A 24,877-nucleotide genomic window follows, 5' to 3' on the forward strand; every position below is an offset into this window, starting at 1 on the left:
ACTACTCGCCGCCGCAGCGCGGGGCCGTGCAGGCCACGACCGTTCCGCTGGACGTCGCCTTCGCCTCGGAGCCCGCCCGTCGGAGACCCACCGCGATGAGCGGCCGATCCTCGTCGTCGACAGCGAGAGCGAGGCCGTGGGAGAAGCCGCCGTCGGTCGGCGCAGCCGCTAGAACTGGGATGCTCGTGCGGGATTCGCAGGCAGCGTCGCCACACGAGAGCAGAGCGACATTCACGGCTCTGTCGATCGTCGCGATGAGCGGGCGCCCGCTCGAGTCGATCGCCAGCGCGGGCGTGTGAAGGAGGTCGGTCTCGGCCGGGATGTCGGTGATCGACGCCGTCGAGCACGATGCATCCGCGCAGGAGAAGAGCCGCAGCGTCGAGCGGTCCACCGCGCGGAACAACACCACCGGAAGCCCGTCCGCACCGATCGCGACCTGGGCTCCGTGCGTCTGGTCGAGGTCGGTGACCGCGTCGCCGGGGACCTCTGCGTCGAGCACCGAGGTCGCCCATTCGCCCTCGGGAGAAGCCGTGAGAACGCGAAGAGGAATATCCTCCTCGTCCTCACCACGATCGGTGAGCGTCACGACGGCCGAACCGCCGTCGCCGGTCGAGGCGACGTCGAGCGTGGTGGAGTTGGTGCTCCAGGAGGCCCATTGCACCTCCTGTGTCGTGCGCTCGCTCGCAGTGCAGCCGGCATCGGCGCAGAAGTCGAGGGCGATGGTCGCTGTACGAGACTCCAACGGCCGCACGATCGAGGCGATCACCGGAGCGTCACCACTCGAGTCGATCGCCACGGCCATCAGGCTCTGGTTGCCCCGGTTGAAGACCGACGTCGCGGATCGGAAGGTCGAGTCGATCCCACCGAGCACGCGCTCGTCTCCCGGGAATCCCGACCAGCCATCGGACTTCTCGGCATCGGACGCGTCGTCTCCGAGTGATTCGGACCAGGTGGCCAGAGACTCGGGTGAGCTGTGCGTCACTCTCAGCTCGAAGCTCCCCGATTGTTCGTCGGCACCCTCGATCGGATACCAGGATGCCGACAGCACTCCGCCGTCGGCGGCGGGAGCGATGGCCGTCGGGAGGATCGAGAGCATCTCGTGCTCCGGTCCGCAGTTATCGCCCGCGCAGACCCTCGCGAAGGAATCCTCACCGCCCAGGCGCGAGAGCACGACCGTGCCGCCCTGCCAGGACACGATCTGAGAAGAGTTCCAGACGCGGTGCACGTCGGCAGCGGCGTATGCGGGAATCTGCCACGGGTTCACGGCGACGAGGAGCGCGGCGACGACCGCGGGCACGGCGAGCGCGGCGGCACCGATGAGCGTGCCCCGACGACGCTCGAGAGGGGCGGCCTCGGCGTCACTCGCCGCAGCCAGCAGCGGCTCGTCGATGCGGAGTGCGGCTCCGCGCACCGACACGGCAGCGAGCAGCAGCTGCACGACCGACAAAGGCACGATCGCGAGAACGGCTCCGACGGACGGCGTCCACCACCCGGCCGGCAGCAGACCTGCCAGCCAGCTCACGACGAGCGCGATGACACCCGTGAGCACGATCGTGACGACGACCGCGAGCCGTGGGTTCCCGAGTGGCTCGGCCATCTGACCGCGGAAGAGACGAGGCGATCGCCACCCCCACGCGAGTGCGGCGGGGAGCGACTTCCGGCGCGTGACCACCAAGGGCCAGGCGAGCAGCAGCGGAGCGAGGATGATCCCGACCACGAGCAGCACGATGCCGGCCACGATGCCGACGACAGGCATGATCGCCGCGAACGACGTCACAAGCAAGACGATCCCCATGAGGGCAAGAAGCATGAGCCCAGCGATCGCCACGCTTCCGGGGCGCCGCAACGCCCCGCGCCATGCCTCGCGGACGGTCATCGATCGCCCATCGGATGCTGCGATGACGGCGAGCGTCGCGGCGGTGATGCCGAACCCCTGGGCGATCGCTAGCGTGACGGCCAGGATCGCGACACCGACCGCGAATCCGGGGCCGGCACGGAGCGCGGCCACCTCGTTGTTGACGATGGCCAGCTCACCGGAGAGGACCGTCACCAGAATCGATGCGACGACGATCCAGACGATCACGAGCGGAACCTCGTATGCGATGGTCGGCGCAGGCCTCCCGAATGCGAGATCGATGGCCCTCGGCGGTCCGTACATCTCTCGAGCCGTCACCGAATCGTGCACATCTCCCCCGTTCGTCCGTGCCGATCGACCGACGGGCACGCCATCGAAACCCTATCCAATGCTCCGTCGCACGGCGATCGAGAGAACGTCCCCCGGTCGGTCGGGACCCCCACCGCGTGCTCACAAGCGCGGAAGGGCTCTCGGACCGAGTCATGCCAGACTTGAGGGGTGACCGAGTCCAGGAAGCCCGCCGTCGTCCGCGGCTTCGCTGCATCGACGCTCGCGATCTTCACCGCGCTGGCAGGTCACGTCACGGGCGGCGGCGAGATGCCCGGAGTCCTCGGACTCGTCGTGCCCTGGGTTCTGTCCCTGATGATCTGCGTGCTTCTGGCGGGACGCCGACTCTCGGTCACGCGTCTCAGCATCTCCGTCGCCCTGAGCCAGTTCCTCTTCCACACGCTCTTCGTGCTCGGCACCATCTCGCCGTCCGGAGCGTCGACACCGCACGTGCACGGGGCACCGCTGATCCTGCCTCCCTCCACAGGAATCCCTGAGGCCGTCGTCGCCGACAGCAGCATGTGGCTCGGCCACGCCGTCGCGGCGATGCTGACCGTGCTCGCCCTGCACCGGGGCGAGCGTCTCGCGATGGCGCTCCGCCAACTGGCCGCGCAGGCGGTCCGCTGGGTGCAGCGACGTATCGATGCGGTGCTCGTGCGCCCGGGTCTCTCCTCCGCGCAGCGTGTGCAGGGCGAGTTCCTCACCACCGCCCCGGTCGCATCCATTCTTCTCACCACTCTCCGAGGCCGCGCCCCACCGGCGCACACTGCGATCTGATCCGATCCGCGCGAACGGCCGCTCTGGGCCGCGACGCGCGTCACCGCCGCGCGCTCTGTCGCGTGGCTCTGAACGCAGGAACGACGTCGATGGTCGGCGTCCGTCGAAAGGCCTCTTCTCTCATGTCTCCTCTCCGCAGCCTCGCGGCGGGGCTGGCGGTGGCTGTCGTCGCGGTACTCGCGACAGCGCTGCCCGCGTCCGCGCACGACCAGCTCGTCGCGAGCACTCCCGGCGAAGGCGAACGGCTCGCCGCGGCACCGTCGAGCGTCTCGATGACCTTCTCCGGTGAACTCCTCGTGCTCGACTCCGCCCTGACGGGCGCCGTGGTCCTCGTGGTCGACGAGTCCGGTACCGACTGGGTCGCCGGGGCTGTCACGGTCGTCGGAAACACGGTGACCGCGGAGCTGGATCCGGCGATGCCGGCGGCGGGCTATCAGGTGCGGTGGCAGGTCGTGTCGGAGGACGGGCACCCGATCTCGGGGGTCATCCCCTTCACGATCGGCGACGCGCCGCCGATGGCGACAGCCTCGGCGGGCAGCCCCGCGGACGACGAGACGACGGCCGCCACCTCGGCCCCTGCAGCAGATCAGATCGCAGACGAATCGGGCGGCGCCGTCAGGGTGCTGCTCGTCGGACTGGGCGGAGCGGCGATCGCCGTCCTCGCGCTCGTCCTCCTTCGATTCCTTCGTCGTCCTCGGGCGACAGACGATCTGTGAAAGGCACCACAATGAACAACACCACCACCCTCCCCCGTCTCGCGGCGGTCATCGCCGTCTCGCTGCTCGCCCTCACCGGGTGCGCGGCAGAGAGCGCCCCGGCAGACTCCGCGACTGTGCCGGCGGGAGGTACCATCACCATCGAGGATGCCTGGGTGAAGTCGGCCGACGACGGTATGTCGGCGGCCTTCGGCACCATCGTGAACAGCGGTGACGCCGACGTGACGGTCGTCTCGGTGGCCTCGGACGCATCGAACATGCTCGAACTCCACGAGACGGTCGAGAACGAATCGGGCGAGATGGTGATGCGCGAGATCGAAGGGGGCTTCGTGATCCCCGCAGGTTCTGACCTGGCGTTGGAACCCGGCGCGAACCACATCATGCTGATGGATCTGAGCGCGCCGCTGCAGGCGGGCGAGGAGGCGACGTTCACTCTCACGTTCTCGGACGACTCGACGTACGAGTTCACGGCTCCCGTGAAGGACTACTCCGGTGCGAACGAGAACTACGAAGAGGGCGACGAGCACGAGGGCATGGATCACTGATGCCCGCGCCCGCTGAGGGCGCCCGCTCCCGCCGTTCCGGGTCGACTCGGCGACAGTTCCTCCTCGGAGGTGCTGTCGCCGGCGTCGGCGCGGTCGCGGCGGTCGGAGCGGACTTCGCCCTGAACCGTCGGTCCCCTGACGACGCGTCGGTCTCGACACCCATGAACGGCGACGAGAAGGTGCCGTTCTTCGGAGAACACCAGGCCGGTGTCGACACCTCCGCGCAGGCGCACGGGATCTTCGTCGCTCTCGATCTGCACGACGAGATCGACCGGAGTGCGCTGACACGCCTGATGCGTGTCCTCACCGACGATGCTGCTCGGCTCACACAGGGGCGCCCGGCGCTGGCAGACTCCGAACCCGAGCTGGCTCTGTCACCCGCGCGGCTGACGGTCACCTTCGGCTTCGGCCCCGGGCTCGTCGCTCGAGCAGGCGCGGACGCCCCCTCGTGGCTCGCGCCGCTCCCCGCCTTCCGGGTGGATCGCCTGCGTCCCGAGTTCTCCGACGGGGATCTGCTGCTGCAGATCGCCGGCGATGACCCGCTGACCGTCGCCCACGCGACCCGGATGCTGCTGAAGGATGCGCGCGGGTTCGCGAGCATCCGCTGGACGCAGCAGGGTTTCCGGCGCGCATATGGCACCGAGCGTCCTGGAACCACGATGCGCAACCTGTTCGGTCAGGTCGACGGGACGACCAACCCGCAGCCCGGCACCGCAGACTTCGACGAGGTCGTGTGGACGGGCGAGGGCTGGCTGTCCGGTGGTACCGGCATGGTCGTGCGCCGCATCCGCATGGACCTCGACAAGTGGGATCGCCTGGACCGCAGCGGTCGCGATGCGTCGGTGGGCCGGACACTCGCCGACGGCGCACCGCTGACCGGAACCGAGGAGTTCGACGAGCCGGACTTCGACGCGAAGACCGCGATCGGGTTCCCCGTCATCCCGCAGTTCGCCCACATCCGCCGTGCCCGCGGGGACGGCGAAGAGCGGATCTTCCGGCGCGGGTACAACTACGACGAGCGCCCGGTCGGAGCGGAGGTCTCAGAATCGGGCCTCATCTTCGTCTCGTTCCAAGCCGACATCGACCGCCAGTTCACACCGATGCAGCGACGTCTCGACGAACTCGATCTGCTCAACGAATGGACCATCCCCATCGGCTCCGCCGTCTTCGCGATTCCTCCCGGATGCGGCGAAGACGGATTCATCGGCGACACACTCCTCACCTGAAAGCACGCACATGACTCTCACCGAGCCGCATTCGGCGACTCCACCACCGACCGCGAGACAGACCCGGCGACGAGGACGCTGGTTCGGCGCTCTGATGCTGCGCCTGCATTTCTACGCCGGGATCCTCATCGGCCCCTTCATCCTCGTCGCCGCCTTCAGCGGGGCGCTGTACGCCCTCACCCCGCAGCTCGAACAAGCCGTCTACGCACAGGAGCTGCACGCTCCGCCCTCGGAGAAGACGCTCTCTCTCGCCACGCAGATCGAGACGGCGAACGAGTACATGGGTGACGACGCCGTCCTGTTCGCGGTGCGCCCTGCACCCGAGAACGGTGACACGACACGCATCATGTACTCGGAGGACGGACTCGGCTCCAGCGAGTCCCGAGCGGTGTTCGTGGATCCCGGGACGGGTGAGATCCGAGGCGACCTGGTCGTCTACGGCACGAGCGGATCCACGCCGCTTCGGACGTGGATCAGTAACCTGCACCGCAACCTCAACCTCGGCGACACCGGGCGCCTCTACAGCGAGCTCGCGGCATCCTGGTTGGGGATCGTCGCCATCGCCGGGCTCGCCCTCTGGGTGATGCGCATTCGCACAGCACGTGCGAAGCGCGACCTCGTCCGCCCGAACGTCCGCCACCGGGGGTATCGCGGGCTCCTCGGGTGGCATGCATCCGTCGGCGTCTGGGTGCTGCTCGGCGCGCTCTTCCTCTCTGCCACCGGCATCACCTGGTCGCAGTACGCCGGCGCGAACATAGCAGACCTGCGCGCCTCCTTCGATGGCGCAACGCCGACCGTGAGCACGAGCCTCGACGGCGCGGAGCCCGCAGCCGACGAGCACGCCCATCACCACGGAGCTCCGATCGCATCGACAGGTGCCGCGAACCCGGCGACCTTCGACGCGATGCTCGCCATCGCACAGCGCGAGAACGTGAACACGGGTCAAGTCGAGATCAAGCCCCCGGCAGAGATCGGCACCGCGTGGACCGTGCGAGAGATCAAGACGGGCTTCCCCACCGAGGCAGACTCACTCGCGATCGACGGCACCACGATGCAGCTCGTGGACCGGGTCGACTTCGCCGACTTCCCCCTCGCCGCGAAGCTCGCCAGCTGGGGTGTCAACCTCCACATGGGAGTGATGTTCGGCCTCGCGAATCAGATCGTCCTGTTCGTCGTCGCGCTCGCACTGGCGTCGATGGTGGTGCTGGGTTACCTGATGTGGTGGCGACGCCGTCCCGCGCGCGATTCGAACCGCCTCGTCGGCGCACCGCCGTCGCCCGCGCTGCGGTCAGCCCCGTGGTGGGGAATCGGCGTGGTCGCTGCCGCATCCGTGCTGATCGGCCTCTGGTTGCCCTTGGTGGGATGGACGCTGTTGGCGTTCCTCGCCGTCGATGCGGTGCTCGGCGTCCTCCGCCGACGCCGTATGCGCTCGCCCTCCTGACTCTCACTGCCCGCGTTACCCTGCCGAAGATCGGCGGTCAACCCACTCCCGTGCCTCCGGGAGCCGCAATACTCTGCCGGCACGACGACAGGAGAGGAATCCATCATGTCCACACCGATCCCACCGCTGGTTCCGTTGCCCGACGACGGCGACGCCGCAGGCGTGCCGGAGCGCGAAGTCGACGGCGAAGCCGTTCTCGACACCGACATCGATGCAGATCAGGTCGACGGTGCCGAGGCCGATCGTCTCGCGGCGGAGCGGTCAGCCGACGAAGACGCCTGACTGCCGGCGAGTGGCGGGGTCCGCCGACGGACCCCGCCACTCGCCGCTCTCAGTTCGCGAAGAGCGGAGGATGCGACGGAATGACGATCGGCCGTGTCGCCCTGCTCGGATCCTTGGCGCGCATGACCGCTTCGAGCACCTCTGACGCGTTCGCATAGCGGGCCTCGAGCGGCAGGTCGCGCAGTCGCACGACCTCCACCCCGCCATCCGCGTCATACACACAAGCCACGACGTGCCGTGGATCATCTGTCTCGTACCGCTGATCGTTGATCACCCATTCCGATGGGGTGATTCGCCGCAGTACGTATCTAGGCTCTGGATCTCCAGACATTCAACAGCCCTCCAAGACTTGTCTCCCCCAGCAGATCATCCATCGTGGACGCTGCGGCGGATACCCCCTTGACAGGGTCGGAAGGCGGAACCAGCCTCGAGATCAGCCGGTCGGACGGATCGTCAGGTCCGTCAGGGCGGCGTCATCGGGAAGATCGAGCGCGGTCAGGATGGTCGTCGCGACCGAATCCGCCGAGATGAAGCGCGCGGAGTCGTACTCGCGGCCTTCCTGTTGATGCACCCGCTCCTGCATGGGGGTCGCGGTGCGCCCCGGGTAGATCGAGGTCACTCTGATGCCATGTTCGGACTCTTCCGCGCGCAGCGAGTCGGCCAGCGCCTTGAGACCGTGCTTCGAGGCCGCGTAGGCGGACCAGCCCGCATGCGCGTGCAGTCCGGCACCCGAGTTGACGAAGACCACGCGCCCGCGCGAGACGCGCAGCACGGGCAGCAGGAGCCGCGTGAGTTCCGCTGGGCCTACGAGGTTCACCGCGAGCTGACGCTCCCACAGGTTGGCCGGCAGGTCTGCCACCGATCCGAGGTCGACGACTCCCGCCGCATGCACGAGTGAGTCGATGCGCTCGGGAAGAGCCGTCTGCTTGGACAGCGCCCACGACAGCCGCCCTGGCTGGGCGAGGTCGCCGACGATCGCAGAGGATCCAGGGAGCGCGGCGGTGATCTCTTTGGCACGACCCGCATCGCGTGCGAGCACCACGACCTGATCACCCCGGTCGAGCAGACGGCGCGCGAGGACCGCACCGATGCCGGACCCGGCACCGGTGATCAGGTGGACGCTCATGTCAGCTGCGGTCTGCAGCGGCGGAGTCGGCGAGCTCGAACGGGACCACGGGGCAGTCCTTCCACAGGCGCTCGAGTCCGTAGTAGACCCGCTCCTCCTGGTGGAAGACATGGACGATCAGATCGCCGAAGTCGAGGAGAACCCAACGGGCCTCCGCTCGACCCTCGCGGCGGACACGCTTGTGCCCTGCCTCGATCAGTCTGTCCTCGATCTCGTCGGCGATCGCGGCGACGTTGCGCTCGCTGTTTCCGGTGATGAGCAGGAAGATGTCTACGAGCGGCAGCGGCTCCGACACGTTCAGCGCGACGAGATCCTCACCGCCCTTCGAGACGGCGGCGTCTACCGCGAGCTGGAGCATCTCAACGGCGTTTTCAGGTGACTGCATCAGAACACATTCGTGGTGAAGGCGACGATCAGGGAAACGCCCAGCGCGAGCGCAAGACCACCCGCCACGATCGCGAGGATGAGCATGAGCTTGTTGCCCTTTTCGGGGGCGGGCGGGCGGATGACCTCGCCTGCGGGCTTGATGGTGCTGACGGCCGCACTGGCGGCGATCGGCGTGGGCGACGATGCCGGAGGCAGTTCGCCGTCGATGAGCACGGCGTCGACGTCTTTGCCGTCGGTGGTGCCGTGCGCGTGACCCTGAGAGCCGAGGCCCTGGGGAAGTTCGTAGGATCCGGTCACGAGGATCTCGCCCGTGGAGGCGACCGGGCCGGACAGCGAGCCGTCTCCCGGGGAGGGGTTGAAGATCAGCGTGTTCGGCGCGAGGTGCTGAGAACCGGTCGAGTCACCCACCGTGAGCAGCTCGTCGAACGACGGCGAGAAGGGCTTGCGGGTGTCCGCGTCGTCACTGAGGAGCCCCTGACCGAACGCCGGGTTCACCGTCGGGTGCTCGCCGTCCGAAAGATCGGCGTCGTCCTTGCGGTCGACATCGGCGAGGACATCGTCCGGATCGATCTCGTCGTGCTCGTCCGCAGACTCGACCTCGATGCCGAGCTCGGCGACGGCGGCCACAGCATCCTCTTCGGGCTCTTCGTCATCCGTCTCGTCGCCCGCGAGCTCGACCTCAGCGGGAGAGAGAGGAATCTCACCGGAGGTGTCGACACTCGTCGAGGCGCTGACCGGGGTGTGTGCGATCTCGTCGTCCACCTCGTCATCGGCATCATCGATGTCATCTGCCGGCACGGGCGGGGTGTAAGCGGGCACCGAGGTGGCGAGAGCAGGATTGTCGAGCAGAGGTTCTGCCGTTGCGGCAGTCTCTGCCGGAGCCTCATCGACGGGCGCCTCCTCGACCGGAGCCTCTTCCGCGCCCGATCCGTCGGTCTCATCTCCGCCGTCGACCGGAACGGAACCCGTCTTGGCGAGCTCCCGCTCGCGCACCTGACGGCGCGTCAGCGGAACGGCACCGGCTTCGCCGGAGGGAGCAACGGCTCCGCTGGAGGCCGCACCGGCTTCGCCGGAGGTAGCAACGGCTTCGCCGGAGGGAGCACCGGCATCGCCGGAGGTAGCGGACGAAGCATCGCCGTCACCCTGCGCCGCAGCATCGTCGGCTGGTGCGGGCGACGCGTCGATCTGGTCGACCGCCTCATCCGCGCCGGGCAGCGGCGGAGCGGGCGGTGCCGCGACAGCGGCCGCCGCAGCCTCCTCCGGGGTGATGACAGGCGTGGAACCAGTCAGCCGGATCTCACGCAGCTGCTTACGCGTCAGCGGACCCTGATCCTGCCGATCCGATGTACTCATGCCTTGCTCCGATACAGATGATGCTTCGCGATGTATTGAACGACTCCGTCGGGGACGAGGTACCAGACCGGCTCGTCCTCACGGACCCGCGCACGGCAGGCCGTCGACGAGATGGACAGCGCCGGCACCTCCAGTTGGCTGACGTTGTCGCTCGGGAGGCCGTCAGTGCTCAGGATGTGTCCTGGACGTGAGACCGCGACGAAGTGGGCCAACTCCCACAGTTCATCATGGTCCCTCCAACTGAGAATTTGCGCTACGGCGTCGGCTCCGGTGATGAAGAACAGCTCCGCGTCGGGCCTGCTCTTCTTCAGATCACGCAGAGTGTCGATCGTGTAGGTGGGGCCCTCGCGGTCGACGTCGACCCGGCTGACGGTGAACTGCGGGTTGGATGCCGTGGCGATGACCGTCATGAGGTAGCGGTGCTCGCTCGGGGTGACCTCGGGCTTCTGCCAGGGGCGTCCGGTCGGGACGAAGACGACCTCGTCGAGATCGAACGAGTGCGCGACCTCGCTGGCGGCGACCAGGTGCCCGTGGTGGATGGGGTCGAAGGTACCGCCCATCACACCGATGCGCGCCGGACGCGAGGTCGTGTCGTCCATAGGGGCCTAGTGGCCGTGCCCTGCCTCGTGGCCGTCCTTGCCGTGCTTCGCCGCCCAGGCGTCGGCCTTGGCGGAGTGACGGTTGGCGACGTTCTTGTACGACAGCGTGACGAGACCGAGGAAAGCGAACGCGATGATCGCGATCACGCCGAAGATCAGCGTCTCGAGCTGGACATTGCCGTGATGCTCGGTTTCGGCAGCGGCCATCGCGATCTGTGCGACGAGGTTCATCCTGACTCCGTTTCGTGGCTGGCGGGCATGACTCACGAGGAGCCACAGCGCCCCCTAGTCTAGCCCTCAGCCGCGAGTCTGCCCCGACCCACGCGCCAGCCATTTCGTGCTGGTCAGCTCGGAAAGCCCCATCGGCCCTCTCGCGTGCAGCTTCTGGGTCGAGATGCCGACCTCAGCACCGAACCCGAACTCGCCTCCGTCGGTGAAGCGAGTCGAGGTGTTGACCATCACGACGGCGGAGTCCACCTCGGCGAGGAAGCGCTCCGCATTGCGCGTGTCGGTGGTCACGATCGACTCCGTGTGCCCGGTGCTGTAGCGACGGATGTGCGCGATCGCGTCGTCGAGCGTATCGACGACCTTGATCGCGATGTCGAGGCTGAGGTACTCCGTCTCCCAGTCCTCCTCCGTCGCGGGGATCACGTTCGAGACGAGCCCCGCGACCATGTCGTCACCGTGGATCGCGACGCCCTCACTCTGCAGTGCGCTCGCGACCAGCGGCACCAGCCTCGGAGCGGCTTGGCGCAGCACGAGGACCGTCTCGACCGCATTGCAGACACTGGGCCGCTGCACCTTGGCATTCACGACGATGTCGCGGGCCCAGTCCTCCGGAGCGCTCTCGTCGAGCACGATGTGCACGTTGCCCGCCCCGGTCTCGATGACGGGAACAGTCGACTCCGTGACGACCGTCTCGATGAGACCGGCGCTGCCGCGAGGGACGAGCACATCGATGAAGCCACGACCGTGCATGAGAGCCTTGGCGCCGTCGCGCCCGAAGTCGTCGACCGTCTGCACCGCCTCGGGTGTGACACCCGCACCCTCGAGCGCATCGCGCATGATCTGCACGAGCACGGTGTTCGAGTCGCGCGCGGCGCTGCCTCCGCGCAGCACGACGGCATTGCCCGACCGCAGGGCGAGCGCGGCGATGTCGACCGTGACGTTGGGGCGTGCCTCGTAGATCGCTCCGACAACTCCGAACGGGACCCTGACCTGTTCGAGCGCGACGCCGTTCGGCATCCGGTGCCCTCCCACGACCCGCCCGACGGGGTCCGGCAGCGCGGCGACATCGCGGACCGCCGAGGCGAGCGCCACGACGCGCCTCTCGTCGAGGCGCAGCCGATCGATCAACGAGTCGCCGATGCCGTCGGCCTGACCCCGGGAGATGTCGAGAGCATTGGCCTCGATGATCGTCGCCGCGTTCTGTTCGAGGGCGACGGCGATCGCCTCGAGGGCCCGCGCCTTGTCGTCGCTGGTCAGTGCGGCTGTGGCGCGGGAGGCCTCTTTGGCGCGCTCCAGGCGCACCCGCGGGGTCTGGTCGGTCATCCGCCCAGTCTAGGAGAGCGCCGGCTCGAACCAGGTCCCTATTTCGGCGCCCGCGAGAGCCTGATCCACCAGGTCCGCGCTCGTCACGAGCACGCCGATCCCTGAGGCCGCGGCGAGCCGCGCAGCCGAGACCTTGGTCGCCGCTCCCCCGGTCCCGACGCTGTTCACGACCGTCGACCCGAACTCGAGCCCCGAGAGGTCGGCATCCGGTGCGACGATGTCGATCGGCTCAGCCGTCGGATCGGACGGCGGCTTCGTGTACAGCGACTCGATGTCACTGAGCAGCACGAGCGCGTCAGCTTCGATGAGCTGCGCGACGAGCGCTCCGAGGCGGTCGTTGTCGCCGAAGCGGATCTCCTGCGTCGCGACCGTGTCGTTCTCGTTCACGATCGGGAGGATGCGCAGACCGAGCAGCCGCTCCATGGCTCGGCGTGCATTCGAGCGCGAGGTCGGATTCTCGAGGTCGCCGGTGGTGAGCAGCACCTGCCCCGCGACGATGTCGAAAGGACGCAGCGACTCCTGATAGCGGTAGACCAGGATGTTCTGGCCCACGGCTGCGGCGGCCTGCTGCGTCGCGAGATCGGTGGGTCGCGCGTCGAGGCGCAGGAACGGGATGCCGGTGGCGATCGCTCCGGATGACACCAGGATGACCTCGGCCCCACGCGCGTGAGCTGCGGCCAGCGCCTCCACCAGGACGGGGATGCGCCAGGACGACTCTCCGCTGATCGAAGACGAACCCACCTTCACGACGATGCGCGAAGCGGTGGCGAGGTCCGCCCTGGTGCGAGCGGTCACTCCCCGTCCTCGCGGTACGCCGCGAGTCGCTGAGCTTCAACCTCGGCGCGGGCCTCGGCCTTGGCGTCCATGCGCTCGTAGTAGGTCTCGCGGCGCTCGGACGTGGTGCGACGGCTGTTCGGCGCCAGACGCGGGTCGGTGCCTCGCGGAGCGGTCATGAGCTCTGCAGCGGAGGTCATGGTCGGCTCCCAGTCGAAGACGATGCTGTCGCCCTCGCCGATCACGACGGTCGAGCCCTGCACCGCCCCGAGGCGGAACAACTCATCCTCGACGCCGAGCTTCTCAAGACGGTCGGCGAGGAATCCGACGGCTTCTTCGTTCTGGAAGTCCGTCTGCTGGACCCAGCGCACCGGCTTCTCACCGAGGATGCGGTAGAGGTTGCCGTAGGTGCCGCCCTCGACACGGATCTCGAAGCCCTTCTTGGGACCCCTCGGGCGGAGGACGACACGCTCGCGCGGTGTCTCATTGGCCGCGAGCTCAGCACGGTGCGCGTCGACGATCTCGCCGAGCGCGAAGGTCAGCGGACGCAGCCCCTCGTGCGAGACGGTGGAGATGTCGAACACGCGGAACCCGCGCGCCTCGAGGTCGGGACGCACGAGGTCGGCGAGGTCACGGGCCTCGGGGACATCGATCTTGTTCAGCGCGATCAGCTGAGGGCGCTCGAGCAGAGGAGTCTGCCCCTCGGGGACCTCGTAAGCCGCGAGCTCGCCGAGGATGACGTCGAGGTCGGAGATCGGGTCGCGTCCCGGTTCGAGCGTCGCACAGTCGAGCACGTGCAGGAGAGCCGTGCAGCGCTCGACGTGGCGCAGGAACTCGAGGCCGAGACCGCGTCCTTCACTGGCGCCTTCGATCAGCCCGGGGACGTCAGCGACGGTATACCGCGAATCCCCCGCCTGAACCACACCGAGGTTCGGGTGGAGCGTGGTGAACGGGTAGTCGGCGATCTTCGGACGAGCAGCCGAGATCGCGCCGATCAGGCTGGACTTTCCGGCGGAGGGGTAGCCCACGAGGGCCACATCGGCGACAGTCTTGAGCTCGAGGATGACGTCGCCCTCGGCGCCTGGCGTGCCGAGCAGCGCGAATCCGGGCGCCTTGCGCTTCGGAGTCGCGAGAGCCGCGTTCCCGAGGCCGCCGTATCCGCCCTTCGCGACGACGAACCGCTCGCCGGGCTCGATCATGTCGATCAGCACCTCACCGGCCGGGTTCTTCACCACGGTGCCGACGGGAACCGGAAGCTCCAGGTCCTCGCCCATGAACCCCGCGCGGTGGTCTCCCATGCCGGGGCCGCCGTTGCCGGAGCTGCGATGCGGCGAGTGGTGGTACGAGAGAAGCGTGCCCGTCTGGGTGTCCGCGACGAGGACGACGTCGCCGCCGTCACCGCCGTTGCCGCCGTCGGGGCCGCCCAGCGGCTTGAACTTCTCGCGGTGCACCGAGACACAGCCGTTGCCGCCCTTGCCCGCGCGCAGATGCAGCGTCACGGTGTCGACGAAACTGACCATGTCCCACTCCTTATCAATGGTGTCGGGCCGAGACGGAGTCTCGGCCTAACGCAGAATTCGGGACGGGCCGAAGCCCGCCCCGAATCGGATGTCTACTGTCGTGCTGTGATCACTCAGCAGCGGCGACGATGTTGACGACCTTGCGGCCGCCCTTCGCGCCGAACTGGACCGCACCGGCGGCCAGAGCGAACAGCGTGTCGTCGCCACCACGGCCGACGTTCACGCCGGGGTGGAAATGCGTGCCGCGCTGGCGGACGATGATCTCGCCGGCGAGAACCTGCTGCCCACCGAAGCGCTTGACGCCAAGTCGCTGAGCGTTGGAGTCACGACCGTTACGGGTGGAGCTTGCGCCCTTTTTATGTGCCATGTCCTGGTCTCCTCGGTCTTTACTTGATGCCGGTGATCTTGACGCGCGTGAGCTCCTGACGGTGGCCCTGGCGCTTCTTGTAGCCGGTCTTGTTCTTGTACTTCTGGATGATGATCTTCGGGCCGCGGAGGTTGCCGATGACCTCAGCCGTGACCTTGACCTTCGCCAGCGAATCAGCGTCGGTGGTCACCGTGGCGCCGTCGACGAGCAGCACTGCGGCCAGCTCGATCTTCTCGCCCTGGGCAGCCTTGACACGGTCGAGCTGAACGATCGTGCCGACCTCGACCTTCTCCTGCCGCCCACCGGCGCGCACTACTGCGTAAACCACTTCATACCTGTTTCGTTGGGGAGCTCGCGGCTCCGAGATCTCACGGGAAGACTGTTGCTTGCATGCATCGCGGGGGCGATGGGCACGAACGCAAGACTCTCCGCTTCGACCGTCCAGGACGACGCGGCATACGCACCAAGGGACTACTTTACCGGATGCAGGACACTGTGGCAAAACGCGCCGTCCGGTGTGTCCGGCCATAGGCTGACGAGATGACCGTTCTCGTCGATGAACCCCGCTGGCCCGCACACGGGCGTCTCTGGGCTCACCTCGTCAGCGACGACAACCTCGACGAGCTCCACGCCTTCGCGAGGTCTCACGACGTGCCTGCGCGCGCCTTCGACCTCGACCACTACGACGTGCCGGAAGAACTCGTCCCCCGGCTCATCGCCGCCGGCGCGCAACACGTCGACGGCAAGGAGCTGGTACGGAGGCTCATCGCGTCAGGACTGCGGATCCCCGCCCGCGACCGGCGCTGACGGCTCGGAGTTCACCGAGACCGGCGTTCCGGTGAGAGCAGCCGTCGAGACGCGGCGACGACCGCGTCCCTGGCCGGGAGCCTTCGGCTCCGGAAGAGCGTCCAGCACCGAGTCGAGCAGCGCCTCTGCCGGAGACTTCGGAGCATTACGGTCGCCACCGCGCTTCTTGCGGGGCTTCTTCGTACGCTCCTGGGCGGCGGGCACCTCGACCGGAGCGGCGGCGAGGACATCTGCCGCGGCCTCCTCAGCGCTCGGAGCACGAGTCGACGCTGCGATCTGCGCGAGCGCCGACTTCGCGCCCTCGGGGATGCTGTGGGTCGTCACCGAGGCCTGGGCCTGGTTCTGATTCTGGTTCTGGTTCTGCCCGTTGCCACCGCGCTGGCGACGGTTCGACGAGGAACCGCTGTTGCCGTTGCTGTTGCCGTTGCTGCTGGCACGGTGCTTCACGACAGGGTCGTGGTGCACGATGACACCGCGACCGGCGCACACGTCGCAGGCCTCGCTGAAGGTCTCGAGCAGGCCGAGGCCGAGCTTCTTACGGGTCATCTGCACGAGGCCCAGCGAGGTGACCTCGGCCACCTGATGCTTGGTCCGGTCGCGGCTCAGGCACTCGATCAGGCGACGCAGCACGAGGTCGCGGTTCGACTCGAGCACCATGTCGATGAAGTCGACGACGATGATGCCGCCGATGTCGCGCAGCCGGAGCTGGCGGACGATCTCCTCCGCGGCTTCGAGGTTGTTCTTGGTGACGGTCTCCTCGAGGTTTCCCCCGGAGCCGACGAACTTGCCCGTGTTGACGTCGACGACCGTCATGGCCTCGGTGCGGTCGATCACCAGAGAGCCACCCGAGGGCAGCCAGACCTTGCGGTCGAGGGCCTTCTCGATCTGCTCCGTGATGCGGAACGCGTCGAACGGGTCTGTCTCCTCCTCGTACGACTCCACTCGCTCGAGCAGATCAGGGGCGACGCTCTCGAGGTACGCGCGGATCGTGCGCTGCGATTCCTCGCCCTGGATCAGCATCTTCGTGAAGTCCTCGTTGAAGACGTCACGAACGATCTTGACCAGGAGGTCCGGCTCAGCGTGCAGCAGCGCAGGCGCCTGCTGGTTCTCGACCTGCGTGCGGATGTGCTCCCACTGGGAGGTCAGTCGCTGCACGTCGCGTGTCAGCTGGTCTTCGGTCGCACCCTCGGCCGCCGTGCGGACGATCACGCCCGAGGACTCGGGCAGGACCTCCTTGAGGATGCGCTTCAGGCGCGTGCGCTCATTGTCGGGCAGCTTGCGGCTGATGCCGTTCATCGAACCGCCGGGCACGTACACGAGGTAGCGGCCGGGGAGCGAGATCTGACTGGTCAGACGTGCGCCCTTGTGGCCCACCGGATCCTTGGTGACCTGCACGAGGACGCGGTCGCCGGCCTTGAGCGCCAGCTCGATGCGGCGGGGCTGGTTGCCGGTCTCGACACCGTCCCAGTCGACTTCGCCCGAGTACAGCACGGCGTTGCGGCCGCGACCGATGTCGACGAACGCGGCCTCCATGCTCGGGAGGACGTTCTGCACACGGCCGAGGTAGACGTTGCCGATCAGCGACGCGTCCTGATTGCGGGCGACGTAGTGCTCGACGAGCACGCCGTCTTCGAGCACGCCGATCTGCGTGCGACCGTTCTTCGACCGGACGACCATCTTGCGGTCGACCGACTCGCGGCGAGCCAGGAACTCGGCCTCGGTCACGACCGGACGACGACGACCGGCGTCACGACCGTCGCGACGGCGCTGCTTCTTGGCCTCGAGACGGGTCGAACCCTTGATCGCCTTCGGCTCGGTGATGTACTCGACGACGCGCTGGCGCGGCTGGCGGGGCTCGTCACGCTGTTCGCGCGGCTCGCGCTGATCTGCGTCGTCGGAGCCTCCGCGACGGCGACGGCCACGACGGCCGGACGCGGAGTCGTCTGGCTCGCGCTCGGCGATGCGGTCGAACACGCGCTCGCGACCGGGGTGCGCCGGCAGCGGCACGACCTCGGGTGCGTAGAAGTGGAGCTGGGTCGAGACCTGCGAGACGAAGACCTCGGGAAGGAGTCCCAGCGACACCGCGGTGATCGCCTGGGGCGCCTCGGGCTCGGGCGCCTTCGCAGGCTTCTCGTCCGCAGGCTTCTCGTCCGCAGGCTTCTCGTCCGCGGGCTTCTCGTCCGCGACGGGAGCATCCTCCACAGCAGGAGCATCCTCCACAGCAGGAGCATCCTCCACAGCAGGAGCGTCCTCTGCGGCGGGGGCCCCGCCCTCGCCGTTCTCCGGAGCGTCGGGCGTGCCGCCAGCCCTCGGAGCGTCGGCGACTACCTCTTCGGGTGCGTCAGCATCCGCAGAGAAATCGAGGGTAGGGGCGTCGTAGTCATTGTTCTCGTCGGCCATCTCTGGCGTGCTCCTCGTGGCGGACACTTCGTGTTCCGCCGAATCTCATGCGGCGCCTACAGGTGCCGCGAACTCATTCGGTGTGCGACCGGCTCATGGCTCTGATCGCGAGGGGCATACGGCCCCGAAGTCTGCGTCGATGCTCACAACGACAACGTCGAGCGATGCATCACAGGCCATTATCGCACCAAGTGGGCCGGTTCGCGGCATCGTCGCATGCTCGCGTCGTTTTCTCCGGCTCGCCTCACGCCCGATCCATAGTGATCACTGTGATAATCCACATATGAGCGAGCAGCGCACCCGCCCCGTCATCTATGCCGTCTGGCTGATCATCGCGAGCGTCGTCGGCTGGTTCGCCGCCTTCCAGCTCACGGTCGAGAAGTTCGTGCTGCTCGAGAACCCGACCGACGCACTCGCCTGCGATGTCAGTCCGTTCATCCAGTGCAGCAAGAACCTCGGCTCGTGGCAGGGCGAGGTGTTCGGATTCCCGAACCCTCTCATGGGGCTCTCCGGATGGATCGCACCGCTCGTCGTCGGCGTGGCCATCCTGGCGGGCGCGCGCTTCCCCCGCTGGTTCTGGGCCGCATTCGGCGCCGGCATCACGTTCGCCTTCGGGCTGGTGTGCTGGCTGATCGGCCAGAGCCTCTACGCGCCGAACCTCGGCGTTCTGTGCCCCTGGTGCATGGTCACCTGGGCCGTCACGATCCCGACGTTCTTCGCGACCATGCTGCATCTGACCCGCAACGGCACCTTCACGAAGAGCGAGAAGGCACAGGAACGCGCCGACAAGCTCATGGTCTGGGTCCCGCTCGCCACGATCCTCGCGTACGCCGTCATCATCATGATGGCTCAGCTGCAGGGTCTCGACTTCCTCGGCGAGATGGCGCGCATCATCTTCTGATCCCCCGCTGCCACCACGACGAAGCCCGCCGCACGAGATCGTGCGGCGGGCTTCGTCGTGCGAGGATGCTCAGTCGAACCAGATGCCGAGCTCGCGTGCGGCCGACTCGGGGCTGTCCGAGCCGTGCACGAGGTTCTGCTGGACCTTGAGTCCCCAGTCGCGGCCGAAGTCGCCGCGGATCGTGCCGGGTGCCGCAGTCGTCGGGTCAGTGGTGCCCGCGAGCGAGCGGAACCCCTCGATCACACGGTTGCCTGCGAGGCGGATCGCCACGGACGGCCCCGAGAGCATGAACTCGAGGAGCGGCTCGTAGAACGGCTTTCCCTCGTGCTCCGCATAGTGCTCGGCGAGGAGGTCGCGGTCGGGTTCGACCAGACGGATGTCGACGAGCGCGTAGCCCTTCGACTCGATGCGCGCCAGGATCGCTCCGGTGAGGCCGCGCGCGACACCGTCGGGCTTGACGAGGACGAGGGTTTCTTCGGTGGCCATGTCATTCACTCTCTGTCTGAGTCTCGGTCGCGGGTCCGTCAGGACGTCGTGCGTCCAATCGAGCCCCCATGATCGTCGCATACCCCCACATGCCGCCGAAAATCACGACGACCAGCAGGATGGCAGGAACGAGGATCGCGCCCAGGGCGATGACGACCTGGATCACCCAGCCCGCGGTGATCGCCCAGGGCTTCGTGATCATCCCCGCGACGGCGATGCAGGCGAGAGCGAGGATGCCTCCGCCGACGATCCCCCACCACTGCGGGATGCCCGGCGGAAGCGTCTTCAGGCCGAAGACCGTGAGCCCCGCGAGAAACACGACGATCGACTCGAATCCGAGCACGATCGGTGCGAGCTTCTGCACCAGGGTGCGCGGGGGACGCGGTGCACGAGGCGCACGAGGGGATGCCGACTCGGCGCTCACGCCCGCCACCCCGACTTCCAATCCTCTTCCTCCGAAAGGGAGATGGCCTCGCCTGCCAGCACGACAGATCCGGCGATGACCACCGCGCGGCGCTCGGACGACGCCGCCCACTCTCGGGCGGCATCCGCCGCCTCGGCGAGGGTCGGATGCACGGTCGCGCGCTGCCCTGAGGCTTCGACGAGATCGGCGATCGCATCCGCATCGCTCGCCCGGTCCGAATCGGGGGCGGTGGCGAAGACGTGGGCCGCCGCCGGCGCGAGCTTCGCCACGATGCCCGCGGCATCCTTGTCGCCGAGGACGCCGAGGACGACTCCCCACTCGTCGAAGTCGAAGCTGTCGTCCATCGCCTGAGCGAGTGCGGCGGCGCCGTGCGGGTTGTGCGCCGCATCGACGATCACCGTGGGCGAGATGCCGAGCAGCTGAAGGCGACCTGGCGACGTCGCGCCCTGCAGACCCTCCGAGACGATGTCGGCCGCGATCTGCTGCTGCCCACCGCCGATGAGCGCCTCCACTGCGGCGACCGCGAGAGCGGCGTTGTGCCCTTGGTGCGCGCCGTACTGCGGCAGGTACTCCTCGAGGTACTCCCCCGCGAGCCCGCGGATCGAGATGAGCTGCCCTCCGACCGCGAGCTTCTGGTCGGTGAGACCGAACTCGTCACCCTCGAAGGCGATCGTGGCGTTCTTCTCCGCGGCGACACGCCGGAGCACGTCGCCGGCCTCGTCCGGCTGCTGCGCCGAGACGACGGCCGCACCCTCCTTGATGATCCCGGCCTTGACCGCGGCGATCGCGGCGATCGTGCCACCGAGGCGATCGGCGTGGTCGATGTCGATCGGTGCGAACACCGCGACATCGCCGTCGGCGGTGTTCGTCGAGTCCCACTCGCCGCCCATGCCGACCTCGAGCACGAGGACGTCGACCGGGGCATCGGCCACCGCGACGAAGGCCAGCACGGTGAGCAGCTCGAAGAACGTGAGCGGCTCCTCACCCGAGGCCTCGAGCTCGGCGTCGACGATCCCGACGAACGGCTCGATCTCGTCCCACGCGTCAGCGACCGCGGCATCGTCGATCGGCTGACCGTCGATCATGATGCGCTCGGTGAAGCGCTCGAGGTGCGGGCTCGTGAAGAGTCCGGTGCGCAGACCGTGCGCCCTGAGCAGGCTCTCGATCATCCGGGCGGTCGACGTCTTGCCGTTCGTCCCCGTGATGTGCACGACGCGGTACGTGCGCTGCGGGTCGTCGAGGAACGCGAGGATGCGTGCGGTGCGCTCCTTGCGCGGCTGCACCCAGCGCTCGCCCGCGCGACTCAGCAGCGTCTCGTAGACGGCATCCGCCCTGTCTCGTGCGCTCATGCGCTCGGCTCCTCGATGTTCGTGTCGATCGTGACGATGATCGGGCGCTTGTCGGCGCCCAGCGCCGTGGCGCCGCTGCGGAACACGCCATCACCCGGGCTCGTCACGTCCTGCACCAGAGCGGCCATCTCGTCGGTCGCGTGCACCGCGAAGCCCACCGCGAGGGTCTCCCCCGCGATCAGCTCGGCGTGCGTCTGCAGAGCCTCGGCATCGGCGGCGCTCACGTTGAGAGCGAGCACGATGCGGTCGCTCACGTCGAGATCGGCGTTCTTGCGCGCCTCCTGCACGACGCGGATCGCGTCACGCGCCAGGCCCTCCGCCTCGAGCTCGGGAGTCGTCTGCGTGTCGAGCAGCACGAAGCCGCCTGCCGGCACGAGCGCGAGCGCCTCGCCCTCCGGACGCCCGGTGGTCTCGAGCGCGAGCTCGTACTCCGACGGCTCGAGCGCGATGCCGCCGGCGGTGACGACTCCGCCGTTCTCCGACCAGTCGCCCGCCTTCGCCGCCTTGATCACGGTCTGCACGTTCTTGCCGAGGCGCGGGCCAGCGGCGCGTGCGTTGACGCTGAGTCGGTGGCTGATGCCGTAGTCGGCGGCGGTCGTCGCCGACTGCCCGACGAGCTCGACCGACTTGACGTTGAGCTCCTCGCGCAGGATGTCCTCGAACTGGCCGAGCGACGAGGCGAGCGGCGACACCACGGTGAGACGGGCGAGAGGCAGCCGCACGCGCAGCTTCTCCTTCTTGCGCAGCGCGTTGGCCACACTCGACAGCTCGCGCACGGCATCCATCGCGTCGCGGATCTCGTCCGCTGCAGGGAAAGCGGTGGCGTCCGGCCAGTCCTGCAGGTGCACGCTGCGGCCACCCGTGAGCCCCTGCCACACGCGCTCGCTGATGAGCGGCACGAGAGGCGCGGCGACGCGGGTCAACGTCTCGAGCACGGTGTAGAGCGTGTCGAACGCGTCGGTGTTCGATCCCTCCCAGAACCGGTCGCGCGAGCGACGGATGTACCAGTTGGTGAGCACCTCGGCGAAGTCGCGCAGACGTGCGGAGGCCGTGGTGGAGTCGAGTCCCTCGAGGTCGACTCGCACCTCGTGCACGAGGTCGCCGAGACGAGCCAGGATGTAGCGGTCGAGCACATCGGTGGAATCCGTGCGCCACGTCGCCTCGTATCCGCCGGGCTTCGCCGCGTTCGCGTACGTCGCGAAGAAGTACCACGAATTCCACAGCGGGAGCAGGAACTCGCGCACGCCAGAGCGGATGCCCTCCTCGGTCACCGCGAGGTTGCCGCCGCGCAGCACCGAACTCGACATGAGGAACCAACGCATCGCATCCGAGCCGTCGCGGTCGAGCACCTCGGAGACGTCCGGGTAGTTGCGCAGCGACTTCGACATCTTGTAGCCGTCGTTGCCGAGGACGATGCCGTGGCAGCTGACGCCGGTGAACGCCGGGCGGTCGAACAGCGCGGTCGACAGCACGTGCATGACGTAGAACCAGCCACGTGTCTGCCCGATGTACTCGACGATGAAGTCTGCCGGTGCATGCGTGTCGAACCACTCCTGGTTCTCGAACGGATAGTGCACCTGGGCGTACGGCATGGAGCCCGAGTCGAACCACACGTCGAAGACGTCCTCGATGCGACGCATGGTGCTCTTGCCGGTGGGGTCGTCGGGGTTCGGACGCGTGAGGTCATCGATGTACGGACGATGCAGGTCGATCTCGCCCTCGGGGTTGCGCGGCAGGGTGCCGAAGTCGCGCTCCATCTCTTCGAGCGATCCGTAGGCATCGACACGCGGGTACTCGGGGTCGTCGCTCTTCCAGATCGGGATCGGCGAGCCCCAGTAGCGGTTGCGGCTGATCGACCAGTCGCGTGCGCCCTCGAGCCATTTGCCGAACTGGCCGTGCTTGACGTTCTCGGGCACCCAGGTGATCTGCTCGTTGTTCGCGAGCAGGTCGTCCTTGATGTCGGTGACACGGATGAACCAGCTCGAGACGGCCTTGTAGATCAGAGGGTTCCGGCAGCGCCAGCAGTGCGGGTACGAGTGCACGTAGCTCTGCTCGCGCAGCAGACGGCCTTCGGACCGCAGCAGACGGATGAGCGGCGTGTTCGCATCCATCCAGAGCTGGCCGGCGACGTCGGTGACGTTGGGCAGGAAGCGTCCGCCGTCGTCGAGCGACAGGATCGTCGGGATGCCGGCGGCACCCGCCACCCGCTGGTCGTCCTCACCGTAGGCCGGGGCCTGGTGGACGATGCCGGTGCCGTCGCTGACCGTGACGTAGTCGTCGACGAGGATGCGCCAGGCGTTCTCGGTGCCGTAGGTCTCTGCGTCGGCGTAATAGTCGAAGAGGCGGTCGTAGGTGACGTCTTCGAGCTCGGCACCCCGCACGGTCGCGTCGACCGCGGCGAGTGCCTCGTCGAGGGACTCGTAGCCGAGGTCCTTGACGTAGCCGCCCAGCAGCTCGCGGGCGAGGAGGTAGCGGTGCGCGGAGGCCTCGACGGCGGCATCCGTGGTTCCTGCGATCTGGTGCACGTCCGCGGCTCCGCCGGGGCCGGCAGGGAGCACGACGTACTCGATGTCGGGGCCGACGGCGAGTGCGAGGTTGGTGGGGAGGGTCCAGGGGGTGGTGGTCCAAGCCAGGGCGCGCACGGCGGTGAGGCCGAGGGCTTCGGCCTTGGCCCCGGTCAGGGGGAAGGTGACGGTGACCGACGGGTCCTGACGGTTCTGGTACACGTCGTCGTCCATGCGCAGCTCGTGTGCCGACAGCGGGGTCTCGTCACGCCAGCAGTACGGCAGCACCCGGTATCCCTCGTAGGCGAGGCCCTTGTCGAACAGGGTCTTGAACGCCCAGAGCACGCTCTCCATGTATCCGAGGTCGAGGGTCTTGTATCCGCGCTCGAAGTCGACCCAGCGGGCCTGACGCGTGACGTAGTCCTGCCACTCGTGCGTGTACTTGAGCACCGAGTCCTTCGCCTTCGCATTGAAGACGTCGATTCCCATGGCCTCGATCTCGCTCTTCTCGGTGATGCCGAGCTGCTTCATGGCCTCGAGCTCGGCCGGCAGACCGTGGGTGTCCCACCCGAAGACGCGATCGACCTTCTTGCCGATCATGGTCTGGAATCGTGGGAAGACGTCCTTGGCGTAGCCGGTGAGCAGGTGCCCGTAGTGCGGCAGGCCGTTGGCGAACGGCGGGCCGTCGTAGAAGACCCACTCGTCAGCGCCCTCGCGCTGCTCGATGGAGGCGCGGAAGGTCTCGTCGGTCTCCCAGAAGTCGAGCACGTCGCGCTCGATCTGAGGGAACCGAGGGCTCGGGGCGACGGAGGCAGCCTGGTCGGCGGCGGGGCCGAAGGAGGAACGCGGGTAGGTCATGTCGTCTCGCAGGAGTCGTGGCGGATGCTGCTGCGAGGACGATCCGTCCGGCGTGTCGTTCCGGGGACCGCGGTACCACCTCGCGTGCCGCGCCTCTCGGCGGAGCCACTCTCACTGCGGCTGTGACGGGCCTGCCCCGCTCGGTTCTACTGAGTCGGTCCTTGCGGGCCGACCGTTCTTCCGAGAGCTCCCCGGTGATGTCCGGATCACAGCTCTTGGCTCCCATTGTACGCGCGGTGCGGCGCGTGCGCTTCCCGAGGGGCGGTGCACTCGCGAGGTCCTTGTGCACCCAGCCAGTGTGG

Annotated in this window: 25 protein-coding genes; 8 read left to right on the forward strand and 17 right to left on the reverse strand. The window is 67.9% G+C overall.

Annotated features, from left to right (window positions below; translation table 11 throughout):
* Position 1 precedes the first annotated feature (1 nt).
* A complete protein-coding gene (locus OD997_RS04955) occupies positions 2–2,158 on the reverse strand; it encodes a hypothetical protein (RefSeq protein ID WP_434330626.1) in 2,157 nt (718 codons plus the stop codon).
* Positions 2,159–2,353: 195 nt separating this feature from the next.
* Here OD997_RS04955 and OD997_RS04960 point away from each other — a divergent pair, with 195 nt between their 5' ends.
* The 6 genes from OD997_RS04960 to OD997_RS04985 all read left to right on the forward strand — a co-directional run bounded on the left by OD997_RS04960 (position 2,354) and on the right by OD997_RS04985 (position 7,169).
* A complete protein-coding gene (locus OD997_RS04960) occupies positions 2,354–2,959 on the forward strand; it encodes a hypothetical protein (protein ID WP_434330627.1) in 606 nt (201 codons plus the stop codon).
* Between the two features lie 122 nt (positions 2,960–3,081).
* Complete coding sequence (locus OD997_RS04965) at positions 3,082–3,675, forward strand: copper resistance CopC family protein (protein ID WP_434330629.1); 594 nt, start codon at positions 3,082–3,084, stop codon at positions 3,673–3,675.
* An 11-nt stretch (positions 3,676–3,686) separates the two neighbouring features.
* Entirely contained in the window at positions 3,687–4,220 is a 534-nt protein-coding gene (locus OD997_RS04970) for a copper chaperone PCu(A)C (RefSeq protein WP_434330630.1), read from the forward strand.
* Positions 4,220–5,446 carry a Dyp-type peroxidase gene (locus OD997_RS04975; protein WP_434330631.1) on the forward strand — a complete coding sequence of 409 codons (1,227 nt, stop codon included), beginning with the start codon at positions 4,220–4,222 and terminating at the stop codon, positions 5,444–5,446. Before OD997_RS04970 ends, OD997_RS04975 begins: the two co-directional genes overlap by 1 nt.
* A 10-nt stretch (positions 5,447–5,456) precedes the next feature.
* The gene (locus OD997_RS04980; RefSeq protein WP_434330632.1) at positions 5,457–6,887 is read left to right on the forward strand and encodes a PepSY-associated TM helix domain-containing protein; all 1,431 of its coding nucleotides are present in this window, start codon (positions 5,457–5,459) and stop codon (positions 6,885–6,887) included.
* A gap of 105 nt (positions 6,888–6,992) precedes the next feature.
* Positions 6,993–7,169 carry a hypothetical protein gene (locus tag OD997_RS04985; protein ID WP_434330633.1) on the forward strand — a complete coding sequence of 59 codons (177 nt, stop codon included), beginning with the start codon at positions 6,993–6,995 and terminating at the stop codon, positions 7,167–7,169.
* Between the two features lie 49 nt (positions 7,170–7,218).
* On the opposite strand, the gene OD997_RS04990 is transcribed toward OD997_RS04985, so the two are convergent.
* The 11 genes from OD997_RS04990 to rplU form a co-directional block, all read right to left on the reverse strand.
* Complete coding sequence (locus tag OD997_RS04990; RefSeq protein WP_434330634.1) at positions 7,219–7,368, reverse strand: hypothetical protein; 150 nt, start codon at positions 7,366–7,368, stop codon at positions 7,219–7,221.
* 234 nt (positions 7,369–7,602) lie between these two features.
* Positions 7,603–8,295, reverse strand: coding sequence for an SDR family oxidoreductase (locus tag OD997_RS04995; RefSeq protein ID WP_434330635.1), 693 nt, complete (start codon positions 8,293–8,295; stop codon positions 7,603–7,605).
* A gap of 1 nt (position 8,296) precedes the next feature.
* Positions 8,297–8,680, reverse strand: coding sequence for a ribosome silencing factor (rsfS, locus tag OD997_RS05000; protein WP_434330636.1), 384 nt, complete (start codon positions 8,678–8,680; stop codon positions 8,297–8,299).
* Positions 8,680–10,035 carry a hypothetical protein gene (locus OD997_RS05005; RefSeq protein ID WP_434330637.1) on the reverse strand — a complete coding sequence of 452 codons (1,356 nt, stop codon included), beginning with the start codon at positions 10,033–10,035 and terminating at the stop codon, positions 8,680–8,682. Before OD997_RS05005 ends, rsfS begins: the two co-directional genes overlap by 1 nt.
* Entirely contained in the window at positions 10,032–10,634 is a 603-nt protein-coding gene (nadD, locus tag OD997_RS05010) for a nicotinate-nucleotide adenylyltransferase (RefSeq protein ID WP_341957956.1), read from the reverse strand. The genes OD997_RS05005 and nadD overlap by 4 nt, the downstream gene beginning before the upstream one ends.
* Positions 10,635–10,640: 6 nt before the next feature.
* The gene (locus tag OD997_RS05015) at positions 10,641–10,865 is read right to left on the reverse strand and encodes a hypothetical protein (RefSeq protein WP_056307176.1); all 225 of its coding nucleotides are present in this window, start codon (positions 10,863–10,865) and stop codon (positions 10,641–10,643) included.
* Positions 10,866–10,931: 66 nt separating this feature from the next.
* On the reverse strand, positions 10,932–12,185 hold the full coding sequence (locus tag OD997_RS05020) for a glutamate-5-semialdehyde dehydrogenase (protein ID WP_434330639.1): 1,254 nt from the start codon (positions 12,183–12,185) through the stop codon (positions 10,932–10,934).
* Positions 12,186–12,194: 9 nt separating this feature from the next.
* Positions 12,195–12,980: a glutamate 5-kinase gene (proB, locus tag OD997_RS05025; protein ID WP_434330640.1), complete on the reverse strand. Its 786-nt coding sequence runs from the start codon at positions 12,978–12,980 to the stop codon at positions 12,195–12,197.
* On the reverse strand, positions 12,977–14,479 hold the full coding sequence (obgE, locus tag OD997_RS05030) for a GTPase ObgE (protein ID WP_434330641.1): 1,503 nt from the start codon (positions 14,477–14,479) through the stop codon (positions 12,977–12,979). The genes proB and obgE overlap by 4 nt, the downstream gene beginning before the upstream one ends.
* Positions 14,480–14,588: 109 nt before the next feature.
* Positions 14,589–14,846 (reverse strand): 50S ribosomal protein L27, encoded by a 258-nt coding sequence (gene rpmA, locus OD997_RS05035; protein WP_028501603.1) that lies wholly within the window; start codon positions 14,844–14,846, stop codon positions 14,589–14,591.
* Between the two features lie 19 nt (positions 14,847–14,865).
* Entirely contained in the window at positions 14,866–15,174 is a 309-nt protein-coding gene (gene rplU / locus OD997_RS05040) for a 50S ribosomal protein L21 (protein ID WP_028501602.1), read from the reverse strand.
* Positions 15,175–15,386: 212 nt separating this feature from the next.
* On the opposite strand from rplU, the gene OD997_RS05045 reads away from it, so the two are divergent.
* Positions 15,387–15,653 (forward strand): DUF4031 domain-containing protein, encoded by a 267-nt coding sequence (locus OD997_RS05045; RefSeq protein ID WP_056307168.1) that lies wholly within the window; start codon positions 15,387–15,389, stop codon positions 15,651–15,653.
* Here the strand turns inward: OD997_RS05045 and OD997_RS05050 are convergent.
* A complete protein-coding gene (locus OD997_RS05050; RefSeq protein ID WP_434330642.1) occupies positions 15,618–18,053 on the reverse strand; it encodes an Rne/Rng family ribonuclease in 2,436 nt (811 codons plus the stop codon). The two genes, OD997_RS05045 and OD997_RS05050, sit on opposite strands and share 36 nt — an antisense overlap.
* Before the next feature lie 283 nt (positions 18,054–18,336).
* Between OD997_RS05050 and OD997_RS05055 the strand changes: the two genes are divergently transcribed.
* Positions 18,337–18,954, forward strand: coding sequence for a vitamin K epoxide reductase family protein (locus OD997_RS05055; RefSeq protein WP_434330643.1), 618 nt, complete (start codon positions 18,337–18,339; stop codon positions 18,952–18,954).
* 69 nt (positions 18,955–19,023) lie between these two features.
* On the opposite strand, the gene ndk is transcribed toward OD997_RS05055, so the two are convergent.
* From ndk to ileS, 4 genes are read right to left on the reverse strand one after another with little or no spacing between them, the layout of a single operon-like run.
* Complete coding sequence (gene ndk, locus OD997_RS05060) at positions 19,024–19,440, reverse strand: nucleoside-diphosphate kinase (protein WP_045254652.1); 417 nt, start codon at positions 19,438–19,440, stop codon at positions 19,024–19,026.
* 1 nt (position 19,441) lies between these two features.
* Positions 19,442–19,864, reverse strand: a complete 423-nt coding sequence (locus OD997_RS05065; RefSeq protein WP_434330644.1) for a DUF4233 domain-containing protein — start codon at positions 19,862–19,864, stop codon at positions 19,442–19,444.
* Positions 19,861–21,213: a bifunctional folylpolyglutamate synthase/dihydrofolate synthase gene (locus OD997_RS05070; RefSeq protein ID WP_434330645.1), complete on the reverse strand. Its 1,353-nt coding sequence runs from the start codon at positions 21,211–21,213 to the stop codon at positions 19,861–19,863. The genes OD997_RS05065 and OD997_RS05070 overlap by 4 nt, the downstream gene beginning before the upstream one ends.
* A complete protein-coding gene (gene ileS / locus OD997_RS05075; RefSeq protein WP_434330646.1) occupies positions 21,210–24,575 on the reverse strand; it encodes an isoleucine--tRNA ligase in 3,366 nt (1,121 codons plus the stop codon). Before ileS ends, OD997_RS05070 begins: the two co-directional genes overlap by 4 nt.
* Positions 24,576–24,877: the final 302 nt, after the last annotated feature.

Origin of the sequence: Microbacterium sp. CGR1, assembly GCF_051062835.1 — a bacterium.
Lineage (GTDB): Bacteria > Actinomycetota > Actinomycetes > Actinomycetales > Microbacteriaceae > Microbacterium.